12 protein-coding genes are annotated in these 13,393 nt (G+C 76.0%); 2 read left to right on the top strand and 10 right to left on the bottom strand.

Annotation, left to right across the window (positions count from 1 at the left end; translation table 11 throughout):
* Window position 1 precedes the first annotated feature (1 nt).
* Window positions 2-1,372 carry a D-inositol-3-phosphate glycosyltransferase gene (gene mshA, locus CRP52_RS17765; RefSeq protein ID WP_373560561.1) on the bottom strand — a complete coding sequence of 457 codons (1,371 nt, stop codon included), beginning with the start codon at window positions 1,370-1,372 and terminating at the stop codon, window positions 2-4.
* Window positions 1,373-1,586: 214 nt separating this feature from the next.
* Here mshA and CRP52_RS17760 point away from each other — a divergent pair, with 214 nt between their 5' ends.
* Entirely contained in the window at window positions 1,587-2,420 is an 834-nt protein-coding gene (locus CRP52_RS17760; RefSeq protein ID WP_097237315.1) for an SAM-dependent methyltransferase, read from the top strand.
* Between the two features lie 195 nt (window positions 2,421-2,615).
* Here CRP52_RS17760 and CRP52_RS17755 read toward each other — a convergent pair whose 3' ends face one another.
* Entirely contained in the window at window positions 2,616-3,179 is a 564-nt protein-coding gene (locus CRP52_RS17755) for an O-acetyl-ADP-ribose deacetylase (protein WP_179852835.1), read from the bottom strand.
* A 236-nt stretch (window positions 3,180-3,415) separates the two neighbouring features.
* Here CRP52_RS17755 and CRP52_RS17750 point away from each other — a divergent pair, with 236 nt between their 5' ends.
* Entirely contained in the window at window positions 3,416-4,936 is a 1,521-nt protein-coding gene (locus CRP52_RS17750) for a PP2C family protein-serine/threonine phosphatase (RefSeq protein WP_097237314.1), read from the top strand.
* A gap of 102 nt (window positions 4,937-5,038) precedes the next feature.
* On the opposite strand, the gene CRP52_RS17745 is transcribed toward CRP52_RS17750, so the two are convergent.
* The 8 genes from CRP52_RS17745 to CRP52_RS17710 all read right to left on the bottom strand — a co-directional run bounded on the left by CRP52_RS17745 (window position 5,039) and on the right by CRP52_RS17710 (window position 13,124).
* Window positions 5,039-5,389: a DUF2516 family protein gene (locus CRP52_RS17745; RefSeq protein WP_097237313.1), complete on the bottom strand. Its 351-nt coding sequence runs from the start codon at window positions 5,387-5,389 to the stop codon at window positions 5,039-5,041.
* A gap of 119 nt (window positions 5,390-5,508) precedes the next feature.
* Window positions 5,509-6,009 carry a hypothetical protein gene (locus CRP52_RS17740; RefSeq protein WP_097237312.1) on the bottom strand — a complete coding sequence of 167 codons (501 nt, stop codon included), beginning with the start codon at window positions 6,007-6,009 and terminating at the stop codon, window positions 5,509-5,511.
* Between the two features lie 2 nt (window positions 6,010-6,011).
* Window positions 6,012-6,419 carry a helix-turn-helix domain-containing protein gene (locus CRP52_RS17735; RefSeq protein ID WP_097237311.1) on the bottom strand — a complete coding sequence of 136 codons (408 nt, stop codon included), beginning with the start codon at window positions 6,417-6,419 and terminating at the stop codon, window positions 6,012-6,014.
* Between the two features lie 105 nt (window positions 6,420-6,524).
* The gene (locus CRP52_RS17730) at window positions 6,525-7,328 is read right to left on the bottom strand and encodes an alpha/beta fold hydrolase (RefSeq protein ID WP_097237310.1); all 804 of its coding nucleotides are present in this window, start codon (window positions 7,326-7,328) and stop codon (window positions 6,525-6,527) included.
* A gap of 57 nt (window positions 7,329-7,385) precedes the next feature.
* Window positions 7,386-8,549, bottom strand: coding sequence for a MerR family transcriptional regulator (locus CRP52_RS17725; protein WP_097237309.1), 1,164 nt, complete (start codon window positions 8,547-8,549; stop codon window positions 7,386-7,388).
* A 34-nt stretch (window positions 8,550-8,583) separates the two neighbouring features.
* The gene (locus CRP52_RS17720) at window positions 8,584-9,648 is read right to left on the bottom strand and encodes an RNA polymerase sigma-70 factor (RefSeq protein WP_373560502.1); all 1,065 of its coding nucleotides are present in this window, start codon (window positions 9,646-9,648) and stop codon (window positions 8,584-8,586) included.
* 33 nt (window positions 9,649-9,681) lie between these two features.
* On the bottom strand, window positions 9,682-9,882 hold the full coding sequence (locus CRP52_RS17715; RefSeq protein WP_097237308.1) for a hypothetical protein: 201 nt from the start codon (window positions 9,880-9,882) through the stop codon (window positions 9,682-9,684).
* Window positions 9,879-13,124 carry a DEAD/DEAH box helicase gene (locus CRP52_RS17710; RefSeq protein ID WP_097237307.1) on the bottom strand — a complete coding sequence of 1,082 codons (3,246 nt, stop codon included), beginning with the start codon at window positions 13,122-13,124 and terminating at the stop codon, window positions 9,879-9,881. Before CRP52_RS17710 ends, CRP52_RS17715 begins: the two co-directional genes overlap by 4 nt.
* Window positions 13,125-13,393: the final 269 nt, after the last annotated feature.

Here is a 13,393-nt window from a genome sequence, read left to right as displayed (position 1 = left end):
CTCAGGTCAGCCGGCGCCGGGTGACGGCGAGCCGGCCGGCCGGGCGGGCCAGGCTGCCGGCGTACACCTCGGCGGTGGTCGCCGCGGCACTGTCCCAGCCGAAGCCGGCCGCGTGCCGGGAGGCCGCCGCGCCGCGCCGGGCCACCAGCTCCGGGTCGGTCACGTACGGCTCCAGCGCGTGCGACCAGTCCAGCGGGTCGTGGCCGCGCACCAGGGTGCCGGTCTCGCCGTCGCGCACCGCGACCGGCAGGCCGCCGACCGAGGCCGCCACCACCGGGGTGCCGCAGGCCTGCGCCTCCAGCGCGACCAGGCCGAAGGACTCGCTGTACGAGGGCATCACCAGGGCCGTCGCCGCGCGGTACCACTCCGCCAGCCGCTCCTGGCCGACCGGCGGGTGGAAGCGCACCACGTCGCAGATGCCGAGCTGGGCCGCGAGCTTGTGCAGGCTCTCCGGCCGGGCCAGCCCGGTGCCGGACGGCCCGCCGACCACCGGCACCACCAGGCGTTCGCGCAGCTCGGGGCGGCGGGCCAGCAGCTCGGCGACCGCCCGCAGCAGCACGTCCGGGGCCTTGAGCGGCTGGATCCGGCCGGCGAAGAGCAGCACGGCGGCGTCCTGCGGCAGGCCCAGCCGGGCCCGGGCGGCGGACCGCGCCTGCGGGCCGCCGGGGCGGAAGACGTCCAGGTTGACCCCGGGGTGGACGACGGCCAGCTGGTCCGGCCGGGCGGAGTAGTGCAGCGCCAGCTCGGCGGCCTCCTCGGTGGTGTTGGCGATCAGCCGGTCGGCCGCCTCCACCACCTGGGTCTCGCCGATCACCCGGGCCGCGGGCTCGGGCGTGTCGCCCTCGGCCAGCGCGGCGTTCTTGACCTTCGCCATGGTGTGCATGGTGTGCACCAGCGGCACTCCCCAGCGCTGCGCGGCGAGCCAGCCGACCTGCCCGGAGAGCCAGTAGTGCGAGTGCACCAGGTCGTAGTGGCCGGGGCGGTGACCCGCCTCGGTGCGCAGCACCCCGTGGGTGAAGGCGCACAGCTGGGCCGGCAGGTCCTCCTTGATCAGGCCCTCGTACGGCCCGGCGGTGACGTGGCGGACCAGCACCCCGGGGGCCAGCTCGACGGTCGGCGCGTCGTCCGAGCAGATCGCCCGGGTGAAGACCTCGACCTCGATGTTGAGCTCGGCCAGGCGCTTGGCCAGCTCGACGATGTAGACGTTCATCCCGCCGGCGTCCCCGGTGCCGGGCTGGTGCAGCGGCGAGGTGTGCACGCTCATCATGGCTATCCGGCGCGGGCGGCGGCGGCCCGGGACGAGCGACTGGAGCCGGCCGCGCGCGGGCACGGCCGGCTGGGCACGGCGTACCGAACGGACGGGATGCTGGATCACCTGGCTGAAGCCTCCTCTGTGCGGCCCGTCTGCGGTCCGCGTGGGGCCGCCCGTTGTCCGGTGTGCGCTGCCCCGTCCGGGCACACATCACCACCAGGATGCCAACCACACGGGCGTCGTGCCGCATTCCCGGTCCGCCCCACGAACCGGGCGGGTGGGCGTCGCCCCTGGTCAGCGCGGTGCCGCCGAGGGCCCGACTACCCTTCTGGGCATGGCTGCCTCCTTCGACCCCGCCACCGCCGCGCCCGCCCGCGGGCGGACCGGACGCCCGGTGGGGACCGTCACCCGGGGCACCACCAACACCAACCGGCTGCGCCGGATGGACCGCTGGATCGCCCACACCCTGGGCCGCGCGCTGCGCTCCGCCGCGCGCCCGCCGGTCGCGGTGGACCTCGGCTACGGCGCCGCGCCCTGGACGGCCGTCGAACTGGCCGGGCGGCTGCGCGCGGTGCGGCCGGACGTGCGGGTGGTCGGGATCGAGATCGAGCCGGAGCGGGTCGCGGCCGCGCTGCCGTACGCCGAGCCGCCGCTGCTCACCTTCCGGCGCGGCGGCTTCGAGGTGCCGCTGGACGGCGGTGCGCCGGCCCAGCTGATCCGGGCGGCCAACGTGCTGCGGCAGTACGAGGAGTCGGCGGTGGCCGGGGTCTGGGAGCGGCTGTGTGCCCGGCTCGCCCCGGACGGGCTGCTGGTCGAGGGCACCTGTGACGAGGTCGGGCGGCGGCACGTCTGGGTCGCGCTCGGCCCGGAGGGGCCCCGGACGGTGACCTTCGCGGCCCGGCTGGGCGGCCTCGACCGGCCCTCCGACCTGGCCGAACGGCTGCCGAAGGCGCTGATCCACCACAACGTGCCGGGCCGCCCGGTGCACGCCTTCCTGACCGACTTCGACCGGGCCTGGGCGGCGGCCGCGCCGTACGGGGCGTTCGGGGCGCGGCAGCGCTGGGTGGCCTCCTGCACGGCGCTGGCGGGCAGCTGGCCGCTGGTGGACGCCCGCGGGCGGTGGCGGCAGGGCGAGGTCACGCTGCCCTGGTCGGCGTTGGCGCCGTAGCCGCCGTACGGGGGTGCGGGAGGGTGCGTGTGAGGGTGCGGGCGGGCGGTGTTCGCGGGAGCTGGTGAGCGAACCGATGCATTCACTCGAACGAGTTATCGAATATCTCTGGCGTGTTGACGCCCCGCCGCGCCACGATGGACCCGGCCGGGCGGCGACACCACAGGCCGCCCGGCAGCACCGCCGGCCTTGCTGTCAGCCGTCCAGCCCGAGCAGGTCCCGCCGGGCCTGGTCGAACACCTGGTACATCTCCGACCCGAACAGCACGAACCGCACCTCCGCCAGCTCCGCGCCCGCCTCCGCGTCACCGCCGTCCAGCACCTGCGCGACGGTGGTCAGCGCGATCCGGGCCGCATCCGCCGGCGGCCAGCCGTAGATCCCGGCCGACACGGCCGGGAAGGCCACCGTGCGCGCGCCCAGCTCAGCGGCGGCGCGCAGCGACTCGCGATAGCAGGAGGCCAGCAGCTCCGCCCGCTCCTCGTACTCCTCCGCCCGGTACACCGGCCCGACGGTGTGCACCACCCACCGGGCCGGCAGCCGTCCGGCTGTCGTCGCCACCGCGCGCCCGGTGGGCAGCCCCTTGCCCCAGTGCGAGGCGCGCAGCCGGCGGCAGTCCGCCAGGATCTGCGGCCCGCCCTTGCGGTGGATCGCACCGTCCACCCCGCCACCACCCAGGAGGGAGGAGTTGGCGGCGTTCACCACCGCGTCCACCTGCTGTTCCGTGATGTCACCCTCGACCAGGGTGATCCGCGTCCGCACCGCCTGCCCCCTTCTCCGCCCCGCGCGGCAGCCGCCGGGACGGGCATCCGAACCGTCGTCCGAGTCGTATCACCACACCGCCACCGGCGTGGCAATAACCACAACGGCGCCGGTCGGCCAGAGAAATCCCCGGAGATCACGTTATGGTCGCGAGAAGTTCCCCGACGCACGGTGCCAGGAGGGCACTGCGGACGGACGTCGACCGTTACGCAGTCGGGGAAAGGGAGGAACCACCGATGCCCGCAACGGGAGACGGGCGGGCACCTGGTGCCGCGGACCTGCCGGGCGCCCATGGCGGCGCCCCCGTCGGTCATGCCCGCACCCGCCCGGCCAGCACCGGCCCCACGACGGCGACTCCCCCGATACCCCACCCCCGTTCGCAGCCCGTCCGGGGCGCCCGCGCGGCCCACGCCGCCCACCCGTCCCACGTCTCCGAGGTCATGCCGGGCCCCGGCCAGGACGGCCCCGCCGACAGCGGCGCACCGCTGCGGCTGCTGGTCATCGAGGACGACATCTCGGACGCCCAGCTGATCAAGGCGGCGGTGGCCGACAGCGGCACCTCGATCGAGATCCACTGGGCCCGCGGCCTCGACCAGGCCACCGCCCTGCTGGCCCCGCCCGCCCACTCGGCCCGGCGCGGACGCAGCCGCGGCCAGGAGTTCGGCTGCGTGCTGCTCGACCTCACCGCGCTCGCCGACCTGCCGCACCCCTCCGACTCCTCCGACGGGCTCGAAGGCCTGCACGAACTGCTCCGGCGCGCCCCGCACATCCCCGTCGTGGTGCTCACCGACGCCGCCGGGGCCGAACTCGGCGCGGCCGCCGTCGCCGCCGGCGCCCAGGACTTCCTGATCAAGCACGAGACGGACGGCCCGCTGCTGGCCCGCGCCCTGCGCTACGCCGTCGAACGCAAACGCGCCGACGAGTCCCAGCGCCGCCTCGTCGAGGCCGAGCTGCGCGGCCAGGAGAACGCCCGCCTCCAGCGCCACCTGCTGCCCACCCCGCTGCTGGACGGCGCCGGGCTCTCCTTCACCCGGCGCTACCGCCCCGGCCGCCGCCGCGCCCTGCTCGGCGGCGACTTCTACGACGCCGTGCGCACCGACGACGGCACCGTCCACGTCGTGATCGGCGACGTCTGCGGCCACGGCCCGGACGAGGCCGCGCTCGGCGTCGCGCTCCGGATAGCGTGGCGCACCCTGGTCTTCGCCGGCCTCACCGGCGAGGCCCTGCTCACCACCCTCCAGCACGTGCTGGAGCACGAGCGGCGCAGCGACGAGATCTTCGCGACGCTCTGCATGCTCGTCATCGAGCCCGGCGGCACGGACGGCAAGCTCGAATCGCTCGGCTCCGGCGAGCGGGCCCGGCTCTACCTCGCCGGACACCCGGCGCCGCTGCTGCTCGGCCGCGACCACCAGCCGGTCTCGCTGCCCTCCGACCTCGCCGGACCCGCACTCGGCCTGCTGCCGTGCCACGACGGCCAGGCCGCCTGGCCCGCCCACGAGGTCGAACTCCGGCCCGGCTGGCGGCTGTTGCTCTACACCGACGGGCTGATCGAGGGTCGGGTCGGGGCCGGCTCCCGGCGCCTGGGCCAGGACGGGCTCGCCGACCTGATCGGCGACCACCAGTCCGCCGGGCTGACCCGGGGGCGGCTGGTCGACAGCGCCATCGCCGAGGTCGAGGAGCTCAACGGCGGGGCGCTGACCGACGACGTCGCGGTGCTGCTGCTGGAGCGCAACCCGGTGCAGCTGATCCTGGGCTGACCGGCGGGCGGGGTGTGTTCGGACCCCGGAGAGCTTGCGGACATGCGGCGGCCCGGGCGGGTGAACTCCCCGCCCGGGCCGCCGCGTTGTCCGCCGCTCCGGCTACCAGGGCCCGTACGGACCGGTGTTGCTCCGGCCGCCGCGGCCGCCGCCCCCGGCCAGCGCCCGGATCGCGGGGCGCACGTCCACCACGTAGACGATCGAGGCGACCAGGCCGGCCAGGGTGCCGATGCCGGTGAAGAAGTTCACCCCGAACAGGAAGTCCCAGCCGAAGGAGATCGCGAGGATCGCGACCCAGAACCCCTTGGTCTTCTTGTCCGCCGCCCGGTAGGCGTCCTCGCGGCGGGTCGCCGCGTCGACCAGGGCGAAGAACTTGTAGGCGAGGATGGCGATCGTCGCCCACCAGACCGGATTCAGGTACTGGAAGGCCAGAATCTGGAGCGTTCCGCCCATCGCGATCTCCTCTGTCTCTCAAACTCCGGCGCTTCGATCCCCGCCCATCCTGGCACGAGGACCGTGCGCGCCGGGGTCAACGTCCCGCGGTCACCGAATGTGCCCCCGCAGGGGCCCGCTCACTCCGAGTCGGCGGAAGCGGCCTTCGGCTTCCGGGCCCGGGCGGGCTTCTTCGGCGCCGGCTCCGCCGCGGTGGGCTCCTCGGGGAGCTCGGCCGGTCCGGCGGCCTCGGCGGGCGCGCCCGGGCGGGCCTTGTCCACCACGACCTTGCCGCGCTCGGCCAGCTCGTCGTAGGTCTCCTTGGCCTTCACCGCCAGCTCGACCGCCCGGCCGACCTGCTGCAGGGCGAAGCCCTGGGCCCGCTCCTGCAGGGCCTTGAGGTCGGTGGGCAGGGCGGTGACCGCCTCGCTGACCTTGGCCGGCGCTTCGGCCAGCAGCGACTGCGCCTCCTGGAGCTTCGCGGTGGCCTTCTCCTGCGCGCCCTTGCGGTCCGCGGCCAGCGCCTCGACCTTGCCCGGCACCTCGCGCAGCTTCTCGTACGCGAGGTCCCCGGCGCCGGCGAGGGCGTACAGCGGGGTGGGGTCGCTGAGGGTCTTCTTGATGTCGTCCGTGATCGGCATGGTTACCGGTCCTCCCGGTGGGGGTTCTGAGTGGCTGAGGCGTCGGTCGTCGCACCCGGGGCCGGGGCGGCGTTCTCCTTGAGGAAGGCGTCGTAGACCGCGAGCAGCGCCTGCTTCTGCCGCTCGTTGATCAGCGGATCGGCCAGGATCGCGGCCCGCAGTTCCAGGCCCTCGCCCCGCCGCTCCTCCAGGATCCCGGCCTGGACGTACAGCGTCTCCGCCGAGATCCGCAGCGCCTTGGCGATCTGCTGCAGGATCTCCGCGCTCGGCTTGCGCAGCCCGCGCTCGATCTGGCTGAGGTACGGGTTGGACACGCCGGCGGCCTCCGCCAGCTGCCGCAGCGAGTACTGGGCGTTGCGACGCTGCTCCCGGATGTACTCGCCCAGCGAGCCGACATTGAGTGAGGCCATGCGGACAGCCTGCAACACCGCGCTTGCAAATGCAAGCAGGGCGCTAGCGGGAGCAAATGCGGCGCGGCTGGGCGAGGGTGGGGCGGGGCGGTGGGGCGGGGGCGGTCAGCGGAGGTGGGCGAGGAGCAGGTCGGTGAGCCGTTCGGGGGTGCGCAGCGGGAGGTAGTGGTCGGCGTCCGGGACGAGGTGGCCGTGGGCGCCGGGGATGTCGGCGGCGAGCCGGTGGGCGATCGCGGCGATCTCCGGATGGTCCCGGTCGCCGTGGACGACCAGGGTGGGGGCGGTGACCTCGCCGAGGCGGGGTTCGGCGGGCCTGGCGGGGGCGCCCGCGAGGAAGTGCTCGCTGACCAGGCGGCGGGCCGCGTTCTCCGCGACCATCGTCGCGATCAGCTCGCCGCCCGGCGCGGTACGGCCCATGGCCGCCCAGACGGACAGCTCCAGCTCGGCCAGGGCCGCCGCGTCGCCCTGCCGGCGGGCCTGCGCGTAGGCGGCGGTCTCCGGGGACGGCGGCCAGTCGTGGCCGCTGACCGAGGCGCCGACCAGCCCGAGGGAGTCGACCCGGCCCGGGTGGGCGAGGGCGAAGTCCAGGGCGGTCTCCCCGCCCATGCTCAGGCCGACCAGCGCGGCGCTCGGCAGGCCGAAGTGGTCCAGCACCGCGCGCAGGTCCTCGACGTCGTCGAACGGCTGCTCCGGGTCGGTGGACCGGCCCAGGCCCCGGGCGTCGTAGCGGATCACGTCGTGGTGGCGGGAGAGCGCCGGGACGACGGCGTCCCACAGCCGGGAGTCCATGCCGGAGCCGTGCAGCAGCACCACCGGACGGCCGGCGCCGGAGCGCTCCGCCCACAGCCGGCCCCCACCGGGGGCGGGGACCTGGACCTGGGACGCGGGGTGACCGGTGTCGGGGCTCATCCGGCGATCCTCTCAGGGCGCCGGCGGGGGGATCCAGGGCAGGCCCGAAGGCGGGCTCTACGGAAGGCGGATGGGCATCAGGACGGAGAAGGTGCCGGCGCGGCCGGGGGTGCGGATGGCCAATGGGGCGATGGGACCGCCGAGTTCGAGCAGGAGCTGGCCGGGCTGGTCGGACCGGTCGGGGCGGCCGGCGTCGAGGGCGTCGAGCAGGAAGTCCCGGTTGACGGCCAGTCGGAAGTCCTCGGGGGCCGGGTCGGCGGCGACGGTCAGTCGGCCGTCCTCGGGGGCCGGGTCGGCGGCGACGGTCAGTCGGCCGTCCTCGGTGAGGGTGAGGACGGTGACCTCGCAGTCGGTGCCGTGCGGGCCGGAGGGCAGGGTGCGGGTGGCGCCGGTCTCGACGGCGGCGCGGAGGTCGGCGGCGGCGAGGGTGATCCGGTGCTGTGGTTCGAGCCTGGTGAGGGCCCGGTGGTCGGGGTAGTCGAAGTCCAGTGCGGCACCTTCGATCCGGTGGTCGCCGATCTCGCAGCGGAACAGGCCGCCGCCGAGGGTGAGCCTGGCCTCGGCCGGACCCGCGCCGAGCAGGGCGCGGACGGCGTCCACCAGGGGGGTGGGGACGATGACGCCGCAGGCCGGCGCGGCGGGGGTCGCCGGCTCGGAGGCGGGCGCCTCGGAGGCGGGGACCTCGGCGAGGGCCATCCGGTAGCGGTCGGTGGCGACCAGGCGCAGCACCGCGCCGTCCGGCTCGAACAGCACTCCGGCGAGGGAGGGCAGCTCCGGGTCGCCGCAGACCGCGAAGCGGACCGCGTCCAGGGCGGCGGCCAGCTCCTCGGTGGGGACGGTGCGGCGCACGTCGGCGGGGGTGGTGGACATCGGTTGCTCCCTCTGGTCGATCAGCGCGTGGATCAGGGAGAGCTCACGACGGGCGTCGGCGAGGCCGTCCTCCAGCCGGTGCAGGTGCGCGTCGAGCACCCGGCGGGCTTCGCCGCTGCCGGGCGCGGCGCCGAGCACGGCGCGGATGCCGGCCAGCGGCAGGCCGACCCGGCGCAGCCGGGCCAGCAGTCGGGCGTCGGCGAGCTGGTCGGGGCGGTACCAGCGGTAGCCGGTCTGCGGGTCGACCCAGGCGGGGGCGAGCACCTCGGCGCCGTCGTAGTAGCGCAGGGTGCCGACGCCGAGGCCGCTGGCGCGGGCCAGCTCGCCGATGCTGTGCAGCTCGCTCTCCATGCCGGTGACTCTGCGGGCTCGACCTGGTCGAGGGTCAAGCCCGGTCGGCACCGCCGCCGGGGCCGGCGGGGTCGGCGGGGGTGCTGGGGTCGGCGGGGGCGGTGAGGTGGGTGAGCTTCTGCGGGTTGCGGATGGCGCGGATCGCGGAGATCAGGAGCGTGCCGTTCGGGCCCTCCACGAAGTCGAGCACCGAGACGGAGTCGACCGCGCCGTCCACGGTGACCAGCACGCCGGGCTCGCCGTTGACCAGGACCGGGTGGGCGGCGGCGCCCTCGCCCCGCCGGCGGAGCACGCCGAGGATGAAGCGGGCCACGTTCACGGCGCCGGTGACCGGGCGCCGTGCGGCGCTGATCACTCCGCCGCCGTCGCTCCAGGTGGTGACGGACGGGGCGAGCAGTTCGAGCATCCGGTTGAGGTCGCCGCCGACGCAGGCCGCCAGGAACTCGTCGGTGGCCCGGCGGCGCAGCTCGGGCGGGGCGTCGTAGCGGGGGCGGCGGGCGCGCACGTGCGCCCTGGCCCGGCTGCCGACCTGGCGGCAGGCGGCCTCGGTGCGGCCCAGGGCCTCGGCGATCTCCTGGTAGGAGAAGCCGAAGGCCTCCTTGAGGACGAACACCGCCCGCTCCAGCGGGGACAGGCTCTCCAGCACCACCAGCAGCGCGAGCGAGACGGTCTCGGCGCGCTCGACGCCCTCGGCCGCGTCCGGCTCGGCGACCAGCGGCTCGGGCAGCCACGGGCCGACGTAGGACTCGCGGCGGACGGCGGCCGAGTCAAGCCGGTTGAGGGCGAGGTTGGTGACCGTACGGGCCAGGAAGCCGCCGGGGCTGGCGACCGGGCCGGCGACCCCGCTCCAGCGCAGCCAGGTGTCCTGGACCAGGTCCTCGGCGTCGGCGACGCTGCCGAGCATCCGGTAGGCGATGCCGAAGACCATCCGCCGGTGCTGCTCGAAGTCGGCCAGCCGGGTCGCGGTCGGCTCGGTGTCGGCCGCCCGGTCGGCGATCGGACGGTCGGCGGCCGGCCGGGTCGCGGTCGGCCGGTCGTCGGCCGGCCGGTCAGTGATCGGCCGGTCGCCGGTGGCCCGGGTGTCGTGGGTGTCGGTCACCCTCGGACGCTACCCCACGGCCGTGGCGCCCCCTCAGCTGCGGAAGGCCTCGTACGCGGGGGCGAGGAGGGTGGCCAGATCGCGGCCGTGGACGGTGATGCCGGAGCGGCCGAGGCGGCGCAGCGAGGGTTCGTCCGGCTCGGGCGGCTCGCCTGCCGGCGGGGCGGGGCGCAGGCTGAAGTCGCCGCGCCAGTAGGCGGCGACGTTGACCATGGGGGTCGGCTGCTCGGTCACGCGTCCTCCTCCGCAACGGCGTCCTCCCGGGTGAGGGCGACCAGTTCGCGCAGCGCCCCCAGCGGGAGGTCGGTGAGCCAGTGCTCGCCCTCCCCCACCACCGTCTCGGCCAAGGAGCGCTTGGCGGCGAGGAGTTCGTCGATGCGCTCCTCGACAGTGCCGACGCAGACCAGTCGGCGGACCTGGACGTCCCTGCGCTGGCCGATCCGGAAGGCGCGGTCGGTGGCCTGCTCCTCGACCGCGGGGTTCCACCAGCGGTCCAGGTGGATCACCTGGTTGGCGGCGGTCAGGTTGAGGCCGGTGCCGCCGGCCCGCAGCGAGAGCAGGAACACTCTTGGGCCGTCCGGGCTTTGGAAGCGTTCGACCAGCTCCTCGCGGCGCGCCCGGGACAGGCCGCCGTGCAGGTAGAGCACGTCCTCGCCGAGCCGGCGCTCCAGGTACGGGCGGAGCATCGTGCCGAACTCGGCGTACTGGGTGAAGACCAGCGTGCGATCCCCCTCGGCCAGCGCCTCCTCCAGCAGCTCGGCCAGCCGGGCGACCTTGCCCGAGCGCTCCCCCAACGCCGAGCCGTCGTGCAGCAGTTGGGCCGGGTGGTTGCAGACCTGCTTGAGCTTGCCGATCGCGGCCAGCACCGTGCCGCGCCGCTCCACCCCCTTGATCCCCTCGACCCGCCGCAGCAGGTCGGCGACCACCGCCTGGTAGAGGCCGGCCTGTTCGGCGGTGAGGTTGCACCAGACGGTCATCTCCTGCTTGGCGGGCAGCTCGGCGGCCACCACCGGGTCGGACTTGAGCCGGCGCAGCACGAACGGCGCGGTGCGGCGCCGGAGTTCGGCGGTGCGCTCGGGGCTGCGGTGCAGTTCGACCGGGATGGCGTAGCGCTCCTTGAAGCGTTCGGCCGGGCCGAGCAGGCCGGGGTTGGCGAAGTCCAGGACGGCGTGCAGTTCGGAGAGCCGGTTCTCCACCGGGGTGCCGGTCAGCGCGATCCGGTGGCGGGTGACGGGCAGGGCGCGGATCGCCCGGGACTGCGCGGTGCCGGTGTTCTTGATGTGCTGGGCCTCGTCGGCGACCACCCGGCGCCAGCGGATCGTGCGCAGGGCGGTGAGGTCGCGCTGGACCAGCCCGTAGGTGGTGATGACCAGGTCCGCTCCCCGTACGGCTTCGGCGAGTCGATCGGCGCCGAGGCGGCCGGAGCCGTGGTGGACGTAGCGCCGCAGGGCGGGGGCGAAGCGCTCGGCCTCGCGCTGCCAGTTGCCGACCAGGGACATCGGGCAGACCAGGAGGGTCGGGCCGGGGGCGCCCTCGGCGGTATCGGCCTGCGCGGTCCTCCCGGCGGCCTCGGCCTGTTCGGCGGCCAGTAGGGCGAGGGTCTGGACGGTCTTGCCGAGGCCCATGTCGTCGGCCAGGACGGCGCCGAGGCCGAGCCCGGACATCGTCCGCAGCCAGGCCAGCCCGCGCTCCTGGTACGGGCGCAGCACGGCCCGGAAGTCCGGGGGCAGCACCGGGGCGGGGGCGGCGTCGGCGCGCCCGGCGAGCAGGTCGCCGAGGGGGCCGTCCGCGCGGACCGAGGTGACGGGCAGCCCGGCGACCGTGGCCTGCGGGTCGAGGGCGAGCCGCAGCAGGTCGGCGGCGGCCAGGACGCCGTCGCGCCGGTCGGCGAGGAAGGCGAGCGCGGCGGCGATCTGCGCCGGGTCGGCCTCCAGCCAGGCACCCCGGACCCGGACCAACCCCTGCTTGGCGGCGGCCAGTTCGGCCAGCTCCTGTTCGGTGAGCGGTGCGCCGTCCGGGCCGAGCGCGGCCTGCCAGCGGAAGGCGACCACGGCGTCCCGGTCCACCTGGCTGGTGGTCGCGAGCGAGCCGGGCGCGGGCGGGGTGGTGGCGCGCAGGGCGAGCCCGAGCCGGGGGCGGCGGCGCCACCAGGCGGGCAGCAGCACGCCGAAGCCGTCCTCGGCGAGGGCGGGTGCGGCGGTGCGCAGGAAGTCCAGCGCGCCCGCCCGGTCGAGCGGCAGGGCGGACGGGCGGGAGCGGTGGCGCAGCCCGTCCAGGTCGGGCCAGCGGTGGGCGGCCCGGGCGAGTTGGGCGACCAGGACGGCGACGGGGTCGGCGGCCGGGCCGACGGCGGGGTCGCCCGTCTTGCGGGCGAGGGCGGCGTACCCGGCGCCGCCCTCGTGCAGCTCGGCGGCGCGGATCAGCAGGGACGGCTCGTCCACGGCCTGGAGCAGGAACTCCAGCTGCCAGGCGTCGTCGGAGGGGCGGCCCTCGGGGTCGTCGGGATCGGGGCCGAGCGGCTCGACCAGGCGGAAGCAGAGCCGCAGCGCGGGGTCGGCGGGCTCGGCGGCGGCGTACCAGGCGGCGACCCGGCGGCGCAGCTCGGCGAACTCGGCGAACTCTGCGGAGCCGTCGGAGCCGTCGGAGCCGTCGGAGCCGGAGTCGGCGGGCGGGAGGCCGTCGAGCGCGCCGTCGGGGGTGGCCAGGGCGTACAGCCACCGCTCGGTGACGGTCTCGCCCGGCTCCGGGAAGGGGGAGCGCCGGTGGGCGAGGGCGGCGCGGGCCTCGGCGTCCACCAGCGCCTCCAGCGCGCTGTCCAGCAGTGCCTCCCCGGTGCCGGCGCCGTGCGGCCACTCCCCGAGCAGGACGGGCGGGCAGCCTGCGGCCAGGGCGGCGGCCTCGCGGCGGCCGGCCGGCGTCGGATCGGGCCGCCAGCGGGCCTGCGGGCGGGCGTCGGCCAGGACCGGCACCGGCAGCACCCGGCCGCGCCCGACGGTCCGCCAGGCGAGGTCGTGCACCCCGGTGAGCCAGCGCAGCGAGGGGCCGTGGACGACCTCGACCCGCCCGGTGCCGGGCAGGTCGGTGCCGGTGACGGCCCACTGCGGGTCGAAGACCTCGCCGAGCAGTTGGGCGGCGGCCCCGGCGTCGAAGAGCAGCGCCGGCACCCGCCAGGGGGCGAGCACGGCGCCGCCGCGCGGCGGGGTGACCGGCAGGTCGGGCGAGGGCGCGGGGGCGGCGCCGACGGTGGGCAGCAGCAGGGTGGCCCAGCGCTCAGGGGCCTGCCCGGCGAGCCAGCCGAGGCCGGGGCCGATGCCGCCGAGCACCGCGGCCAGCTCTGCGGCCGGGCAGGCGTAGGGGTGGGCGCGCGGGGCGGGGCGGTCGGGCTGCGGCCCGGCTGCGCCGGGGTGGGCGCGGGCGTCCTCGGCCCAGAGCGCCAGCTGCCCGTCCGCCCGCCAGAGCGCGTGCAGGACGAACATCGGGGGCCTTCCGGGCGGGTGACGACGGTCCTTCGCAGCCTAGCCGGGAGGTCTGACAGCGGCCGTCGGGCCGAGCGGGCCGGGCTGCGGGGCCCAGCCTGCCCCGGCCGTCGGACCAAGCTGCCCCAGCCGTCGGACCAAGCTGCCCCAGCCGTCGGGCCCGGCCGGCGAGGCAATCGGGCGAATGCGGAAGAAACGCCCGAAGTTCGTGGTTGAAATTTGAACGACAGCGTCGTACGCTGGAGCCCAGAAGTTGAAGCCTAAACAAA

It is taken from the genome of Streptomyces sp. 1331.2, from assembly GCF_900199205.1.
In the GTDB taxonomy this organism is placed as follows: Bacteria; Actinomycetota; Actinomycetes; order Streptomycetales; family Streptomycetaceae; genus Kitasatospora.
The sequence above is the reverse complement of the archived record's forward strand: the minus strand, read 5'-3'. Positions and strand labels throughout refer to the sequence as shown.

Bases quoted from the DNA above. Each gene is read 5' to 3' on its own strand.
- CRP52_RS17750 (WP_097237314.1), top strand. From the start codon at position 3,416: ATGCCCGCAACGGGAGACGGGCGGGCACCTGGTGCCGCGGACCTGCCG.
- CRP52_RS17740 (WP_097237312.1), bottom strand. From the start codon at position 6,009: ATGCCGATCACGGACGACATCAAGAAGACCCTCAGCGACCCCACCCCG.
- CRP52_RS17710 (WP_097237307.1), bottom strand. From the start codon at position 13,124: ATGTTCGTCCTGCACGCGCTCTGGCGGGCGGACGGGCAGCTGGCGCTC.
- CRP52_RS17735 (WP_097237311.1), bottom strand. From the start codon at position 6,419: ATGGCCTCACTCAATGTCGGCTCGCTGGGCGAGTACATCCGGGAGCAG.
- CRP52_RS17725 (WP_097237309.1), bottom strand. From the start codon at position 8,549: ATGGAGAGCGAGCTGCACAGCATCGGCGAGCTGGCCCGCGCCAGCGGC.
- CRP52_RS17745 (WP_097237313.1), bottom strand. From the start codon at position 5,389: ATGGGCGGAACGCTCCAGATTCTGGCCTTCCAGTACCTGAATCCGGTC.
- CRP52_RS17730 (WP_097237310.1), bottom strand. From the start codon at position 7,328: ATGAGCCCCGACACCGGTCACCCCGCGTCCCAGGTCCAGGTCCCCGCC.
- CRP52_RS17760 (WP_097237315.1), top strand. From the start codon at position 1,587: ATGGCTGCCTCCTTCGACCCCGCCACCGCCGCGCCCGCCCGCGGGCGG.